Origin of the sequence: Pontibacter rufus (assembly GCF_015694705.1) — a bacterium.
Taxonomy (GTDB): domain Bacteria; phylum Bacteroidota; class Bacteroidia; order Cytophagales; family Hymenobacteraceae; genus Pontibacter; species Pontibacter rufus.
Genome location: NZ_JADQDR010000005.1, coordinates 22,831 through 36,003, shown reverse-complemented (window position 1 = coordinate 36,003; position 13,173 = coordinate 22,831). Strand labels below are relative to the sequence as shown.

At 49.6% G+C, this 13,173-nt stretch carries 11 protein-coding genes and 2 tRNA genes; 5 read left to right on the top strand and 8 right to left on the bottom strand.

Features of this window, described 5'->3' with window-relative positions:
* Window positions 1-61: 61 nt before the first annotated feature.
* From gyrA to I2I11_RS09755, 3 genes are all read right to left on the bottom strand, one after another.
* Window positions 62-2,623: a DNA gyrase subunit A gene (gyrA, locus tag I2I11_RS09765; RefSeq protein WP_196267523.1), complete on the bottom strand. Its 2,562-nt coding sequence runs from the start codon at window positions 2,621-2,623 to the stop codon at window positions 62-64.
* A gap of 67 nt (window positions 2,624-2,690) precedes the next feature.
* Window positions 2,691-2,990 carry a hypothetical protein gene (locus tag I2I11_RS09760; protein ID WP_196267522.1) on the bottom strand — a complete coding sequence of 100 codons (300 nt, stop codon included), beginning with the start codon at window positions 2,988-2,990 and terminating at the stop codon, window positions 2,691-2,693.
* 82 nt (window positions 2,991-3,072) lie between these two features.
* Window positions 3,073-3,843: an SDR family oxidoreductase gene (locus I2I11_RS09755; protein WP_196267521.1), complete on the bottom strand. Its 771-nt coding sequence runs from the start codon at window positions 3,841-3,843 to the stop codon at window positions 3,073-3,075.
* A 192-nt stretch (window positions 3,844-4,035) separates the two neighbouring features.
* On the opposite strand from I2I11_RS09755, the gene I2I11_RS09750 reads away from it, so the two are divergent.
* Together I2I11_RS09750 and I2I11_RS09745 are read left to right on the top strand one after the other, a co-directional pair.
* The gene (locus tag I2I11_RS09750) at window positions 4,036-4,767 is read left to right on the top strand and encodes a hypothetical protein (protein WP_196267520.1); all 732 of its coding nucleotides are present in this window, start codon (window positions 4,036-4,038) and stop codon (window positions 4,765-4,767) included.
* Window positions 4,768-4,898: 131 nt separating this feature from the next.
* Window positions 4,899-5,933, top strand: a complete 1,035-nt coding sequence (locus I2I11_RS09745) for a potassium channel family protein (RefSeq protein WP_196267519.1) — start codon at window positions 4,899-4,901, stop codon at window positions 5,931-5,933.
* Here I2I11_RS09745 and I2I11_RS09740 read toward each other — a convergent pair.
* The 5 genes from I2I11_RS09740 to I2I11_RS09720 all read right to left on the bottom strand — a co-directional run bounded on the left by I2I11_RS09740 (window position 5,930) and on the right by I2I11_RS09720 (window position 10,318).
* The gene (locus I2I11_RS09740; RefSeq protein ID WP_196267518.1) at window positions 5,930-7,096 is read right to left on the bottom strand and encodes a hypothetical protein; all 1,167 of its coding nucleotides are present in this window, start codon (window positions 7,094-7,096) and stop codon (window positions 5,930-5,932) included. The two genes, I2I11_RS09745 and I2I11_RS09740, sit on opposite strands and share 4 nt — an antisense overlap.
* Before the next feature lie 144 nt (window positions 7,097-7,240).
* Window positions 7,241-7,313 (bottom strand) — tRNA-Thr (locus I2I11_RS09735).
* Window positions 7,314-7,418: 105 nt separating this feature from the next.
* Window positions 7,419-7,491: transfer RNA gene (locus I2I11_RS09730), tRNA-Thr, on the bottom strand.
* 128 nt (window positions 7,492-7,619) lie between these two features.
* Window positions 7,620-9,704, bottom strand: a complete 2,085-nt coding sequence (locus tag I2I11_RS09725) for a DUF349 domain-containing protein (RefSeq protein ID WP_230680039.1) — start codon at window positions 9,702-9,704, stop codon at window positions 7,620-7,622.
* 44 nt (window positions 9,705-9,748) lie between these two features.
* A complete protein-coding gene (locus tag I2I11_RS09720; RefSeq protein WP_196267516.1) occupies window positions 9,749-10,318 on the bottom strand; it encodes a YqgE/AlgH family protein in 570 nt (189 codons plus the stop codon).
* 246 nt (window positions 10,319-10,564) lie between these two features.
* Here I2I11_RS09720 and pdxH point away from each other — a divergent pair, with 246 nt between their 5' ends.
* Genes pdxH through I2I11_RS09705 form a run of 3 tightly spaced genes read left to right on the top strand, consistent with a single transcriptional unit; the run spans window position 10,565 to window position 13,100 of the window.
* Complete coding sequence (gene pdxH / locus I2I11_RS09715; protein ID WP_196267515.1) at window positions 10,565-11,215, top strand: pyridoxamine 5'-phosphate oxidase; 651 nt, start codon at window positions 10,565-10,567, stop codon at window positions 11,213-11,215.
* A 39-nt stretch (window positions 11,216-11,254) separates the two neighbouring features.
* Window positions 11,255-12,553, top strand: coding sequence for a DUF1015 domain-containing protein (locus I2I11_RS09710; protein ID WP_196267514.1), 1,299 nt, complete (start codon window positions 11,255-11,257; stop codon window positions 12,551-12,553).
* Complete coding sequence (locus I2I11_RS09705; protein ID WP_196267513.1) at window positions 12,519-13,100, top strand: Maf-like protein; 582 nt, start codon at window positions 12,519-12,521, stop codon at window positions 13,098-13,100. Before I2I11_RS09710 ends, I2I11_RS09705 begins: the two co-directional genes overlap by 35 nt.
* Window positions 13,101-13,173 lie beyond the last annotated feature (73 nt).

The following is a 13,173-nucleotide window of genomic DNA, read 5'->3' as shown; positions in this document are numbered from 1 at the left end:
TGGTTTGTGTTTGTTAGTCTAAACGTTTAATCAGTGAAATATAATTCCCTTTTATTTATACTTATTCAACTTCGGGCTCATCCTCTTCCGCTACGGGGTCTATCATATCATCGGGTTGCAACGAGTCTTCGGGTGTAAGTTCCGACTGATCCAGCACCGCCTCTACAACTTCCTCCTCATTGTCCATTTCTACTTTGGCTACCGATGATATCTGATCTCCTTCGTTAAGTTTAATCAGGCGTACGCCTTGTGTGGCACGTCCGATTACGCGGATATCAGCCACGCGCAGGCGAATCGTAATACCGGACCGGTTAATGATCATGAGGTCATCGGTGTCCACTACGCCTTTGATAGCTACCAGTTTGCCGGTTTTTTCCGTCACGTTCAGGGTTTTAACGCCCTTGCCGCCACGGTTCGTAATCCGGTATTCATCCAGCAGCGAGCGCTTGCCGAAGCCGTTTTCAGATACTACCAGGAGCTCTGTGTTTTCGCTCTGTACACAAACCATACCAACAACTTTGTCATCAGGGCCAGCCAAGGTTACGCCGCGCACACCTGCCGCGTTGCGCCCCATGGTGCGCACCTGGCTCTCGTTAAAGCGAATGGCCCTGCCCGATTCCAGCGCAATCACAATTTCGCTGTTGCCGTTGGTAAGCTGCACATCCAGCAGGCGATCGCCATCGTTGATGGTGATGGCGTTGATGCCGTTGGTTCTGGGGCGTGAGTATGCCTCCAGCACAGTCTTTTTGATGGTGCCCTGTTCGGTACAGAAGAACAGGTTATGGTTAAGGATATAATCCTGGTTATCAAGGTTGTGCACGTTCAACACGGCACGTACACGGTCTTCTTTTTCTATCTGGATGATGTTCTGGATGGCCCTTCCCTTGGTGGTCTTCCCTCCTTCCGGAATCTCGTATACTTTCAGCCAGAACACGCGGCCGAGCTCCGTAAAGAAAAGCATGTAATTATGAGTGCTGGCCACAAACAGGTGCTCGGTAAAATCGCTTTCTTTGGAAGCTGCCACGCCCCTGGAGCCAACGCCACCACGGCTCTGGCTGCGGTACTCGCTCAGGGAAGTGCGTTTGATATAACCTTCGTTCGAGATGGTGATCACCATGTTCTCCTCCGGAATCATATCCTCATAGGAGATGTCGCCTGTCGAAGCCTCGATGCTGGTACGGCGTTCATCGCCATAGCGGCCTTTTATTTCCAGGAGTTCGTCCTTGATTATCTGCATGCGCAGCCCTTCGTCATTCAGCACGCTTACCAGGTGATCAATTAACTTCATGATTTCCTGATATTCCTGCTGGATCTTGTCGCGCTCCAGGCCGGTGAGGCGCTGCAAACGCATGTCCAGTATGGCGCGGGCCTGTATTTCAGACAAACCAAAACGTTCCATCAGGCCATTGCGGGCTATTTCCGGATCGCGCGAAGCCCGGATAAGGTTAATCACCTCGTCCAGATTGTCCAGCGCTATCAGCAGGCCTTCCAGGATGTGGGCGCGTTTCCGTGCTTCCTCCAGTTCATACTGCGTGCGGCGGATAACAACCTCGTGGCGGTGCTCTACAAAGTAATGTATCAGTTCCTTCAGGTTCAGCGTCAGCGGGCGGCCTTTTACCAGGGCCACGTTGTTCACGCCAAACGACGACTGCAGCGCCGTATACTTGTAAAGGTTATTAAGCACCACATTCGGAATCGCATCGCGCTTCAGGTCGTACACAATGCGCAGGCCATCGCGGTCAGACTCGTCCCGCAGGTCCGAAATGCCTTCTATTTTTTTGTCGTTCACCAAAGCTGCTGTTTTCTCGATCAGCGAAGCTTTGTTGACCATGTATGGTATCTCTGTGACAATAATCTGCTCTTTGCCCGAAGGAGTTGTTTCGAAGATGGCACGGCCACGCATGAGCACGCGCCCGCGACCCGTTTCAAAAGCAGCTTTCACGCCATCGTAACCATAAATAATACCGCCTGTCGGGAAATCCGGCGCTGTGATGTACTGCATCAGCTCGGCAATGGTAATATCGTGGTTGTCGATATAGGCAATTACGCCATTTATTACCTCAGTGAGGTTATGGGGCGCCATGTTAGTGGCCATACCTACCGCAATACCGGAAGTGCCGTTTACCAGCAGGTTCGGGAATTTGGCCGGCATAACGCTCGGCTCTTTCAGCGAGTCATCGAAGTTAGGTACAAAGTCAACCGTGTTCTTATCCAGATCCGCCAGCAGTTCATCAGCAATACGCTTGAGGCGCGCTTCGGTATAACGCATGGCCGCCGGTGAGTCTCCGTCTATGGAGCCGAAGTTCCCCTGGCCGTCAACCAGCATGTAGCGCAGCGACCATGGCTGGGCCATACGCACCATGGTATCATATACAGAGGCGTCGCCATGCGGGTGGTATTTGCCCAGCACTTCGCCCACAATACGGGCAGATTTTTTATAGGCTTTGTTGTAGGTTACACCCAGTTCGGACATTCCGTAGAGAACGCGGCGATGCACCGGTTTCAATCCGTCCCGAACGTCAGGCAAGGCTCTGGAAATGATAACAGACATTGAGTAGTCGATATACGCACCGCGCATCTCATCTTCAATGTTGATCGGTATGATTCTTTCGCCTTCAGTCATGTTTGAGGTCAAGTTATTTTTATGTATTTAATCAGCTAATTTATGTACAAATGCTTAAGACGCAAACTCAGTTCTTATTCCGGCTTTTGTTGTTGCGGCTGCTTGTATTTTCCTGTGAGGGTTTGGGCAGTTTTTCTCCGATCCGGGGATTTTGTTTTTTCCAGATAGGCTGCCCTCTGAATTCATCTTCGCCATGCCGGTGCACCATCCGCACCTGGCAGGCGGCTATAGGGCAGGCGGGCTTACAGGAAGTTGCCGTAGCTGCCAGCAGGGCAAAAATCAGCAGCAGGCAAAGTTGGTTTCTGGCCATGTAATTAAGGTTTGGAATAGCTCCGGAATCTGTCCGGAACATACGTTTCCACATCATACAAAAGTAAGCATTTTTTGCTTCAAAAGCCACTCTTTTCAACACACTTTTACGTAGCGCAGGCGCGTATTTATACTTAGACTCAGGCCGGGTGAAAACCGTTGATGGTGAAGCCGCCATCTACGGCCAGCGTCTGCCCAGTAATATAGGCAGCGGCAGGCATACAGAGGAATGCTACGGCGGCAGCTACTTCGGCAGGCTCGCCTACACGCTGCATGGGCGTGCGGCTGATAACGGCATCGTAAAATTCTTTTTTCTGCAGCACCGTTTGCGCAAGCGGCGTGCTGATGTACCAGGGTGCTACTGCATTCACGCGGATGTTGTTCCCGGCCCATTCGGCAGCGAGGTTGCGCGTAAGCTGGTTTAGGGCTGCTTTGGTCATGCCATAGATGCTGCCGGTACGCACATGCATAAGCCCGGCCACCGATGTGACGTGCACCACATTGCCCTGCTCCGAAGCCTGCAGCAGCGGAAATAAAGCACGGTTTAGCTCAAAAGCAGAGCGCAGGTTTGTATTCATAATAAAGTCAAACTCATCAGCTGTATAGTCAACCGAAGGTTTGCGGATGTTGGTGCCTGCATTGTTTACAAGTATATCCAGCTGGCCCCAGGTTTCCTGCACCTGGCTTACCAGGCTGGCGCGGCCTTCCGGTTTGCTTACATCGGCGGCTAATACGGAGAGCTTACCAGTGGCATTCGCTTGCAGGATATCTAAATCCTCCTGTTTGCGGGCAACAGCCAGCACTTCGGCCCCCAGCTCCAGAAACTCTTTTACTACTGCTTCGCCTATACCTTTGGAGCCGCCTGTTACTACGGCTTTTTTACCTGTTAACAGCCATTTATTCTGCATCATTCTTATCCTGTTAGTTAGGAGCCCAATAACGTAAATTATACTTAACCGGCCAAAGCCCGGCGGGCCATCCTCCTCCCTGAAGTTTATTTTAGAAGGAACGGGAATTGATTACGGAACTATTATTTGCTATATTATGCCCCGATGCTGCCATTATACTTTGAATATCCTGTTACACCATTCAACTGCTTGTTTATGAAAAAGCTTACACTTGTGAGCCTGCTTGTTTTTACCGCTCCGCTGGCTATGGCGCAAACGATACCCGTGGGCAATGCCGCGCAGCAAAATCTGAACGAGCTGGGCGATGCAACCAATATATCCGGTATGGTGATGACGTATGATCGGCGCTACGAGGGCGTGAAAGGCAGCCCGTTTTTCTTAGATAAGTGGGGAAAGGCCACCATTCACATTCCGGATAATCTCATTTTTGACAATGTACCTGTTAAGTATAACGTGTATGAAAATGTAGTCCAGTTTCAGAAAGGAGACGGCAAAACTTACCTGCTGCCGCCAAATAAGATAGACTATTTTGTACTCAAAGACACGCTCGGCGCCAGGAGCTATACCTTCAGGAAAGTCCCGGAAATATCCCGCATGCTCAAGAGCCCTACCGACAGATTTGCCATTGTGTTGCATGAAGGTAAAAAATCGACTATGGTGCTTTTACCGGGTAAATCACTGGTGAAAGCTGATTTTAAAGGCGGCTATTCTGCCGGAAGAACTTTTGATGAGCTTGTTACAGAAAACGATTATTACCTGATAAAGCAGGGGGAGGAACCGCAAAAGGTAAAGCTCAGCAAACGCAGCCTGCTCAAAGCGCTGCAGGATAAGCAACAGCAGGTAGAAGATTTTATCAGCAAGCAGAATATTGACGCGGATACGGAAGAAGGCTGGATGGAAACGCTGGCTTTTTATGACAGCCTATAGCCCCTTCGCTCTATGAGCTAAGCCCCCGCGAAACACACGTTCAGTACGGCATAGCACTATGTAAGCAACCTGCTTTGCACGCAACAGGTATAAAAGAAAGTTTTCTTCTACCTGTTGCGACCTTAAACTGAATGAACCTGCTCCTCTTCTTTCCGGGCTTACTGATCATGCTGCTGACAATATTCGATCTGATTTACACCATCTTTGCGCCGCGTGGCTCTGGTTTTATCAGCGGTCAAATCACTTCCCTGGTTTCCTTCTTCTTCAGGGTACTTTACCGAATCCGTAAAAGCAAAAATGTCTACAACAGCCAGGGCGTTGTTATTGTTGTAAGCATCGTGCTGGTTTGGGTTATGCTGCTGTGGCTATCCAATATGATGGTTGTTATGTCTGACCCCGAAGCGGTGATAAACAGCTCTTCTTACCTGCCGGCTACCCCCCTAGAGCGATTTTATTATACCGGCTACCTGCTCACAACCCTTGGCGTCGGCGACTTTATAGGCGGCACCGATTTATGGAAAATTTATGCTGCGTTCGTCTCCTTTACGGGCCTGCTTGTGATAACGCTGAGCATCACGTATATGGTGCCTGTGCTCTCGGCAGTAACGGAAAGGCGGTCGCTGAGTATACGCATAGCTGCCATTGGCCACAGCCCGCAGGCAATGCTGGTTAATAACTGGAATGGCCAGGATTTCAGCATGCTGAACGCACAGTTACAGGAGCTGGCGCAAAGTATAGCCAAACAGGGACAGCTGCATTTCTCCTATCCCGTACTGCACTTTTTTCATCAAAGCCGGAAAGAAACCGCGCTGCTGCCCAACCTGGTAGCTTTCGATGAGGCCCTGAGCCTGCTGCTGTTGTATGTGCCAAAAGAACTCAGGCCCGGCGAGCAGTACATTTTTCCTGTACGGTGCGCCATCAGTTCCTTCCTTGAAACGCTTACAGCCACTTTCATAAAGCCTGCCGAGACCGAACCTCCCGCTTTTCGGCTCGACAGCATCCGCAAACTTCATTTCACATTGCATATGCCATCACAGGACAGAATCGGTGAGCTTGCTTTAAGGCGCCGCATCCTGAAGTCGATGATGGAAAATGGTGGCTGGCACTGGGAGGACCTTGATGGACCTGTATTTAATACAAAACTTGACCTTTCTCCGACAGATTAATTTATGATTGGCATACGCTTAAACTCTTTTGTTCTGTCGAACAAAAAGCGGTAAGAGTGATATGTTTTGTAGATACGGCCACCCACCTGCACGGCCACATTCATCATTTTCGGGTTAAAGTCGCCAATCCAGTTCATCTGAAACTCCGTGTAGGGTATAGAAGAATTGTTCTGGATAACTTTGGAACTGGCCACCACCATGGCAGTTTCCACACCTTTGCGTTGATGTTCCGGTACCACCCCGAAGGCGACACCAAACATGCCCTTGCAATCCCCTTTCCAGCGGTGGTAAACGAATTTAAGCTTGCCCCACCAATCTAGTTTGCCATTGTTATACTTGAAGAGCTGGTTCAGTTCCGGCAGGCTGATAAAAAAGCTGACAGGCTCATTTTTGTAATATCCGAACCAGATGATGCGTTCGTCCAATACAGGTTTCAGCTGGTTCATAATGCTCATGGCCTGCGCCTCCGTCATGCCTTTTACGCCTTCGTGTTTGGTCCAGGCTTTGTTGTATATTGTCCTGAAATCCTCGGCATACTTTTTCAGATCATCTTTGCTCATGTGCCGGAAGTGGTAATCCGGGTTTTCCAGGATAGTTGTAGCTTTGCGGTATATTTCAGGTTCCAGCTTTTCTTCTACGGTACGGTAGTAAACATATTGCTTAAAGTATACCTGAAAGCCATAGTTCTCGAACAGCTGCTGATAATATGGAGCGTTGTAGTTCATGCAGTAAGTCGGGGCATGAAACCCTTCAACCAGCAGTCCCCACCAGCGGTCTCTGTCGCCCAGGTTGACGGGCCCGTCCACTGCTTCCATACCCCGAACTTTGAGCCAGTCCACAGAAGCATCGAACAAGGTGTTGGCCGCCTGCTGGTCGTCTATGCAATCAAAAAAGCCAAGCCCGCCCGTCGGTTGCTCGTACGTATTAGCAATCTTTTTATTGATGAAGGCTGCAACGCGTCCTATAGTTTCACCTTTGTCGTCGCGCAGTACCCAGCGGATAGCTTCTCCGTTGCGGAGCAGCTTGTTTTTTTTAGGGTCAAAAACTTGCTCGATGTCTTTGTCGAGCGGCCGGATGTAGTTAGGGTCTTTCTTGTATAGCTTCACGGGCAGCAGCAGAAATTCCTGTGCCAGTTCGGGAGTATTTACCTCTGTTAGTTGCATAGCTTTAGAAAACGAAACTCAAATTAAAGTATAATCTGAAATAAAACATAGCTTTAGCATACTGAAGCGGTTGCGGAAGGATAAGTCTGAATGCCCTGAAAACAAAAAACCTTCAGTTTTATCTGAAGGTTTTTTGTTTGGGAGAGCCCCCTGCCGGGATCGAACCAGCGACCTACTGATTACAAGTCAGTTGCTCTACCAGCTGAGCTAAGGAGGCATTCTGATTTGAATATTTGGAAATTTGAAGATGAGAAAGTCACCTCCAAATTATACGTTGTAATTCCCAAATTTACAAACCAATCAATTTACAAATCTAAAAAAGAGCCCCCTGCCGGGATCGAACCAGCGACCTACTGATTACAAGTCAGTTGCTCTACCAGCTGAGCTAAGGAGGCCTGCCCTTTTACGATGCTTTATCGTTCTAAAGCGATGCAAAGGTATAGTATTGTTTTTTATCTGCAAGTGCTCACCTCAACTTTTTTTGCCTGTTGCAGATAAGCTTTTGAATGTCAGGTTAAAATCCTTAGCTTCTGAACGCCGCCAGCTGTAGTTGCAGCTTATCGATGCGTTTTTGCGACTCGCTGATGCGGCCCTCATACTCCTCCCGAAGCTTTGCTGCGTTTTTAGAACGTGAAAAGAACTCGATATTGGTGCGAAGCGTCTGTATGTCGTTTTGCAGTTGCGTAACTTCCCGGCGAATAGCATGCTCCCGCTGCTGCAGTTTGTGGGCTGCATCCGGGCTGTGTTTGATGCGCTCTACCTGCAGTTTTACCAGCATTTCTGTTCTGTCCTCATAGGTCAGTTCCGGCACACGCTCCAGGTACTTTTCGATAAGCGCCAGGAACTTTTCTTCTGCTTTAGGACTACTGCGCCTGTTATTGTTGTCCAGTGCACGCCATTGGGTTACAAAAGAATCAAACTCTTCCAGCGATGCCGGTGCATTCGGCTGAGAAAGCTTTTCAGCTATCCTGTCGCACAACTCCAGCTTTTCGGAAGAGAGCCGCTCTTGTGCTGCGGTCTGTTGCTGCTCCTGGCTTTGTTTGCGATCAAAAAAAGCGTTGCAGGCTGTACGGAACCGCTGCCATATTTTATCAGAATATTTATCTGGCACACGGCCAATGGTTTTCCACTTCTTCTGCAGCTGAATCAGCTTTTCCTTTGTTGCATTCCAGTCGGTACTGTCTTTCAGGCTCTCTGCTTCTTCACATAGTTCTGTTTTAAGCCGCAGGTTGTTCATTTTCTGCTCATCTAGGCTTTTGAAGAACTGATTTTTGTGCTGAAAGAAAGCTTTATAGTTGCTCCAGAAATCTTTGTTAACCTCTTCTGCATATTCTTTTGGAACCAGCCCGGCAGCATCCCATTCTTCCTTCAGTTTCTGAATATCGGCTGTTCTGTCGCGCCACTCGTTGATGCGGTCGGTTTGTATGTTCTGGAAACTGTGCAGGCGCTCCAGCAAGGCACGTTTTTTTACCAGGTTTTCCATTTCCTGGGTATGGCGTGTTTCCTGGTAACTGCGCCGGCGCGTATGTACCTTTTCGGATGCTGCAATAAAGCGATCCCAGATAGCATCTCGCTGATCGTTGGGCACAGGGCCTATATTTTTCCACTCCTCATGCAGATGGCGCAGTTCCTGAAGGGCTTTGTTGATTGACTCCTCCTGTTCAAGCGCTTCTGCCCTATCAACCAGCGCCAGTTTTGCATCAAGGTTGCGTTTACGGTCAAGCTCCTTCAGCTCGAAGAAAATGCTGCGATTGTTATAGAAAATATCGAGCAGGGCGTGGTAGGAGTCCCAGAGCTCCTGCGCTTCTCCGGCCGGCACAGGTCCGGTGGCTTTCCATTCGGCCTGCAAACGCTTCAGTTCTTCGTTGCTGCTCTTGGTTTCAGCAGATTCTACGAGTTGCCGCAACTGGTTCAGAATTTCCTGTTTACGCGTTAAGCTATGCTGGCGCTGCACTTCGGCCGACTGGCGCTCCTGGTGGCGGGCATCCCGGTAAGCTGTCAGCAGTTTTTCCAGATCTTGGTGCTCGGCAGAGGCATGATAGGCAAAATCCTCTTCGCTGCTTCCCTCCTGCTTAAAGCGCTCCAAGGCTTCGTTGCGCTCAGCCTGGAACTTCAGATCATAATGGCGCTGCAACTCATTTATAAGTTTGTGCTTGCGGCGTACATCACCGCTCCTGAGCAGGGACTGCAAAGTATGGCGCAACTCTTCCAGCGGTAGGGCGCTGTAATCAGTCTGCGTTTCCTCCTCCTCGTCTTCCTCTTCGTGCGCGGCAGCATCCGCTGCAGGTGCGCTCTCTGCAGGTGGCGTTGCGGCACCAGTAACAGCATCATCATCTGCTTTGGCCGGCGCCTCTGCTGCAGCCGCGGCAAAAGCTTCCGTTTTCTCTTCTGATACGGCCGCCTCCTGTGGCGTTTTCAGATCTGGCGCTATCTCGGGTTGCTCCTCTTTTGGCACGCCTGGGGCTGCATCAAATTCGCTTTGCCGGTTTATCTCTGCAGATGCTAAAGTTGGTGCGGCGTTATCATCGGGCACGATGGCGTCCTGCTGACCTTGCTGCGCCGCATGCTGGTTCTCAGGTTTGTTAGCCTCTGCTCCGGTAGTGTCCATATCTTCTCTATTAAGTGTCATTTTCAGTAGTTTTATCCTAAGGTTTAGTTCAGGCGCGGATCAACCGGGTAGTTCGACAGCACCTTATACTTGCCGCCCATGTCGCGCAGGATATTGCGCCAGAGCGAATCTGCCTCTAAATTAAATAATTTATCCGCAGCAATGTTATTTACTATCCAAACATTTCTGTCTATCTCCTCCTGCAGCTGTCCGGGCGTCCATCCCGAATATCCTAAAAAGAACCTGATAGCGGTAACAGGCACGCGCCCGGAACCAATCAGGGTGCGTAAAGTTTCAAAGTCTCCACCCCAATACAGGTTCTCACTCAGCTGCACCGCATCCGGCAGATCCGGCATATTATGTATGTAATGCAGCGTGTTGGCCTGCACAGGCCCGCCAATGCCCAGTTCTGCTTCAAAGGATTCGCTGTATACGTCAACTACATCCGTAAGCTTTAGGTTTGATATGCGGTTAAGCACCAGGCCAAATGTACCTTCCTCCTCGCTATGGTTGCACAACAATACTACGCTGCGTTCAAAGTTAGGATCTCCCTGGTAAGGTTCGGAGATGAGCAGGCTTCCGCTCTGTGGTTTTATCGAACTTGTTTCTGCCATCTGTCTTCTGTGAATTTATATGTTAAACATTTCACCGCTATACTTGCCAACGGCAATACTGCTGCATAGTTTGCCGGTATTCTTCTTTACGCAAAGAGCGTAAGATGGTAACAATGGGTTTAACTTCCCGGGTTTCATACCCCGAGATGCTTTTTAGCTTCCTGTGCGCCTGTAACCTGCGGATTACGGACAAATAAGTTTAGCGGCAGCCGATAATTTTATAATTTTGGGAAAACAACACGAGCTATGTCCTTAACACATAATATAGCATCTATACGTCAGAATTATACTAAAAAGGATTTATTGGAATCATCTGTAGCTGCCCACCCCATGGATCAGTTCAGCCAATGGCTGGATGAAGCCATACAGGGCGAGGCCACGGAGGCAACAGCCCTGGTGCTTTCTACTGTGAGTGCGGCGGGTAAACCTTCTGCCCGCGTGGTGCTGCTCAAAGGTGTGTCTAAAACCGGTTTTACTTTTTTTACGAATTATAACAGCCGCAAGGGGCAGGAACTGGCAGAAAACCCGAACGCAGCTATTACGTTCTTCTGGCCGGCTTTGGAGCGGCAGGTGCGTATAGAAGGGAAAGTGGTGAAAGTTGATCCGCAAATATCGGATGATTACTTTCACAGCCGCCCCCAGGGCAGCCAGATTGGCGCCTGGGCATCGCCGCAAAGCCAGCCTATCGCCAGCCGGGAAGCGCTCGAAGAAGCAGACAAGGCTTATACAGATAAATTTACAGCGGCAGCAGAAATTCCGCGCCCCGCGTTCTGGGGTGGCTACCAGTTGCAGCCCGCACGCATAGAGTTCTGGCAGGGCCGTCCCAACCGCCTGCACGATCGCATTGTGTACGAATTGCAGGAAGACAACTGGAAGATCTCACGCCTGGCGCCCTGATAGGCTCCTGCACCACAATTATACTTTGAAAACAACTAAATGGCAGAGATACTCCCCTTGCGCCCCTGGCGCTACCGCGACAGCGCCGATTATACGATAGATGAACTGACCAGCCCGTTATTTGACGTGGTTTCTGTAAAGCAGCGCGAGGCTTTGTACTGCAATCCGTACAATAGTATTCATCTGTCTGTACCGCGGGGTGCACAACCGGCAGAAGAGGCGGCAACGCTGCTGCAGGCCTGGAAAGATCAGGGTATACTGCAGCAGGATCCTTTGCCGGGCATCTATGTATACTACCAGTATTTCCGATTGCCCGGAGACGAGAAAACGTATTGCCGCAAAGGCTTTATCTGCCACATCAAGGCTTACGACTGGCCGGAAGGCGTTTTGCTGCGCCACGAGAACACGATTCCTAGCGCCGTAAACGACCGCATTGATTTGCTCGATAAAACAGAACTCAATACCAGTCCCACACACGGGCTTTATACTGATCCCGGTTTTATATTGGAGCCCTATATGGATGAAAGTATACAATCGCCCATTTACGAAACAGAAGATTACCAGGGCGCGCGCGATGTGCTGGCCGTGATACAGGATCATGATGTTATCGAACTATTTATACATACGCTCCGCGACAAACAGATACTGCTGGCAGATGGGCATCACCGGTACGAAGGTTCACTGGAGTACCGCAAAAAAATGACAGCTCTGAACCCGGAACATACCGGCTTTGAGGCTTATAATTACCACCTCATGTTCCTGACTAACTCTGAGCACGACGACCTGCGCATCCTGCCCACGCACCGCGTGCTGCTAAGTATGGAAATGACGGATGAGGAGTTTCTCGACAAGCTGAAATTATACTTTGAGATATTCCCAAAAGAAGATCCGTACGAACTGAACGAGGTGATAGCCGGCAAACGCTGGGCCTTTGGCTTATACCTGAGCGGAAATGCTTACAAACTGCGGCTCAAACCCGAGGTGCACAACCAGATAACATGGAACTTTCCGGATGAAGTGAAAGACCTGGATTTGACTATTATGCATTATTTTATTTTTGAGAAGATACTGGGCATTTACCGGCAGGCGCAGCGTACTTACGCCGCGCTGAGCTATGAGCGAAACTTTACTGCCTGCATCCGCAAGGTAGACACCGGGGAGGCGCGCCTGGCGCTTATAACCAATGCGGTGTCGATGGAGCAGGTAAAGCGCGTGTGTCACAGTGGGGCCATCATGCCCCAGAAATCAACCTTTTTTTATCCGAAAGTTATCTGCGGATTTTTATTTAGCTCAATCAAAGAAGATGAATTTGTTACATCCGCTGCTGCTTGCCTCTAATTCACCGCGCCGCAAAGAATTGCTGGCCGGTCTGGGGCTGCCCTTCGATGTGCGTGTAAAAGAGGTAAGGGAAGATTTTCCGGAGCACCTGAAACGGGCTGCTGTCGCTGAGTTTTTAGCCTCGCACAAAGCCGACGCTTATGCAGCAGATATAGAAACAGAAGCACTTATCACGGCAGATACGATTGTTTGCCTCGGTGATAAAATCCTGAACAAGCCACAGCATGACGAGGAAGCATTTGCGATGCTGCGCGCTTTGTCCGGCACCTCGCACGAGGTTATTACCGGCGTTTGCATCCTGACAAAGCAGCAGAAAACCGTTTTTCATGATGTAACCAAAGTATACTTCAAACAACTCTCTGATGCTGAAATAGATTATTATATCACCCACTACAAGCCCTATGATAAGGCGGGCGCATACGGCATACAGGAGTGGATTGGCATGGCGGGCATCGAGCGCATTGAAGGTTCCTATTATAATGTGGTTGGTTTGCCGGTGCAAAAGCTTTATCAGCAGTTGGTAGAACTTAAGGTGCTGACTCTTTAACGTGCTAACGGAACAGGGCAGGATTATTCAAATTATTGATGTATAAGTAATTTGCACGCTTATAAAATTTGAA

What these genes read in the sequence shown, in the direction of transcription:
- gyrA (WP_196267523.1), bottom strand. Translation starts at nt 2,623, where the DNA reads ATGACTGAAGGCGAAAGAATCATACCGATCAACATTGAAGATGAGATG.
- I2I11_RS09760 (WP_196267522.1), bottom strand. Translation starts at nt 2,990, where the DNA reads ATGATGTGGAAACGTATGTTCCGGACAGATTCCGGAGCTATTCCAAAC.
- I2I11_RS09755 (WP_196267521.1), bottom strand. Translation starts at nt 3,843, where the DNA reads ATGATGCAGAATAAATGGCTGTTAACAGGTAAAAAAGCCGTAGTAACA.
- I2I11_RS09750 (WP_196267520.1), top strand. Translation starts at nt 4,036, where the DNA reads ATGAAAAAGCTTACACTTGTGAGCCTGCTTGTTTTTACCGCTCCGCTG.
- I2I11_RS09745 (WP_196267519.1), top strand. Translation starts at nt 4,899, where the DNA reads ATGAACCTGCTCCTCTTCTTTCCGGGCTTACTGATCATGCTGCTGACA.
- I2I11_RS09740 (WP_196267518.1), bottom strand. Translation starts at nt 7,096, where the DNA reads ATGCAACTAACAGAGGTAAATACTCCCGAACTGGCACAGGAATTTCTG.
- I2I11_RS09725 (WP_230680039.1), bottom strand. Translation starts at nt 9,704, where the DNA reads ATGGACACTACCGGAGCAGAGGCTAACAAACCTGAGAACCAGCATGCG.
- I2I11_RS09720 (WP_196267516.1), bottom strand. Translation starts at nt 10,318, where the DNA reads ATGGCAGAAACAAGTTCGATAAAACCACAGAGCGGAAGCCTGCTCATC.
- pdxH (WP_196267515.1), top strand. Translation starts at nt 10,565, where the DNA reads ATGTCCTTAACACATAATATAGCATCTATACGTCAGAATTATACTAAA.
- I2I11_RS09710 (WP_196267514.1), top strand. Translation starts at nt 11,255, where the DNA reads ATGGCAGAGATACTCCCCTTGCGCCCCTGGCGCTACCGCGACAGCGCC.
- I2I11_RS09705 (WP_196267513.1), top strand. Translation starts at nt 12,519, where the DNA reads ATGAATTTGTTACATCCGCTGCTGCTTGCCTCTAATTCACCGCGCCGC.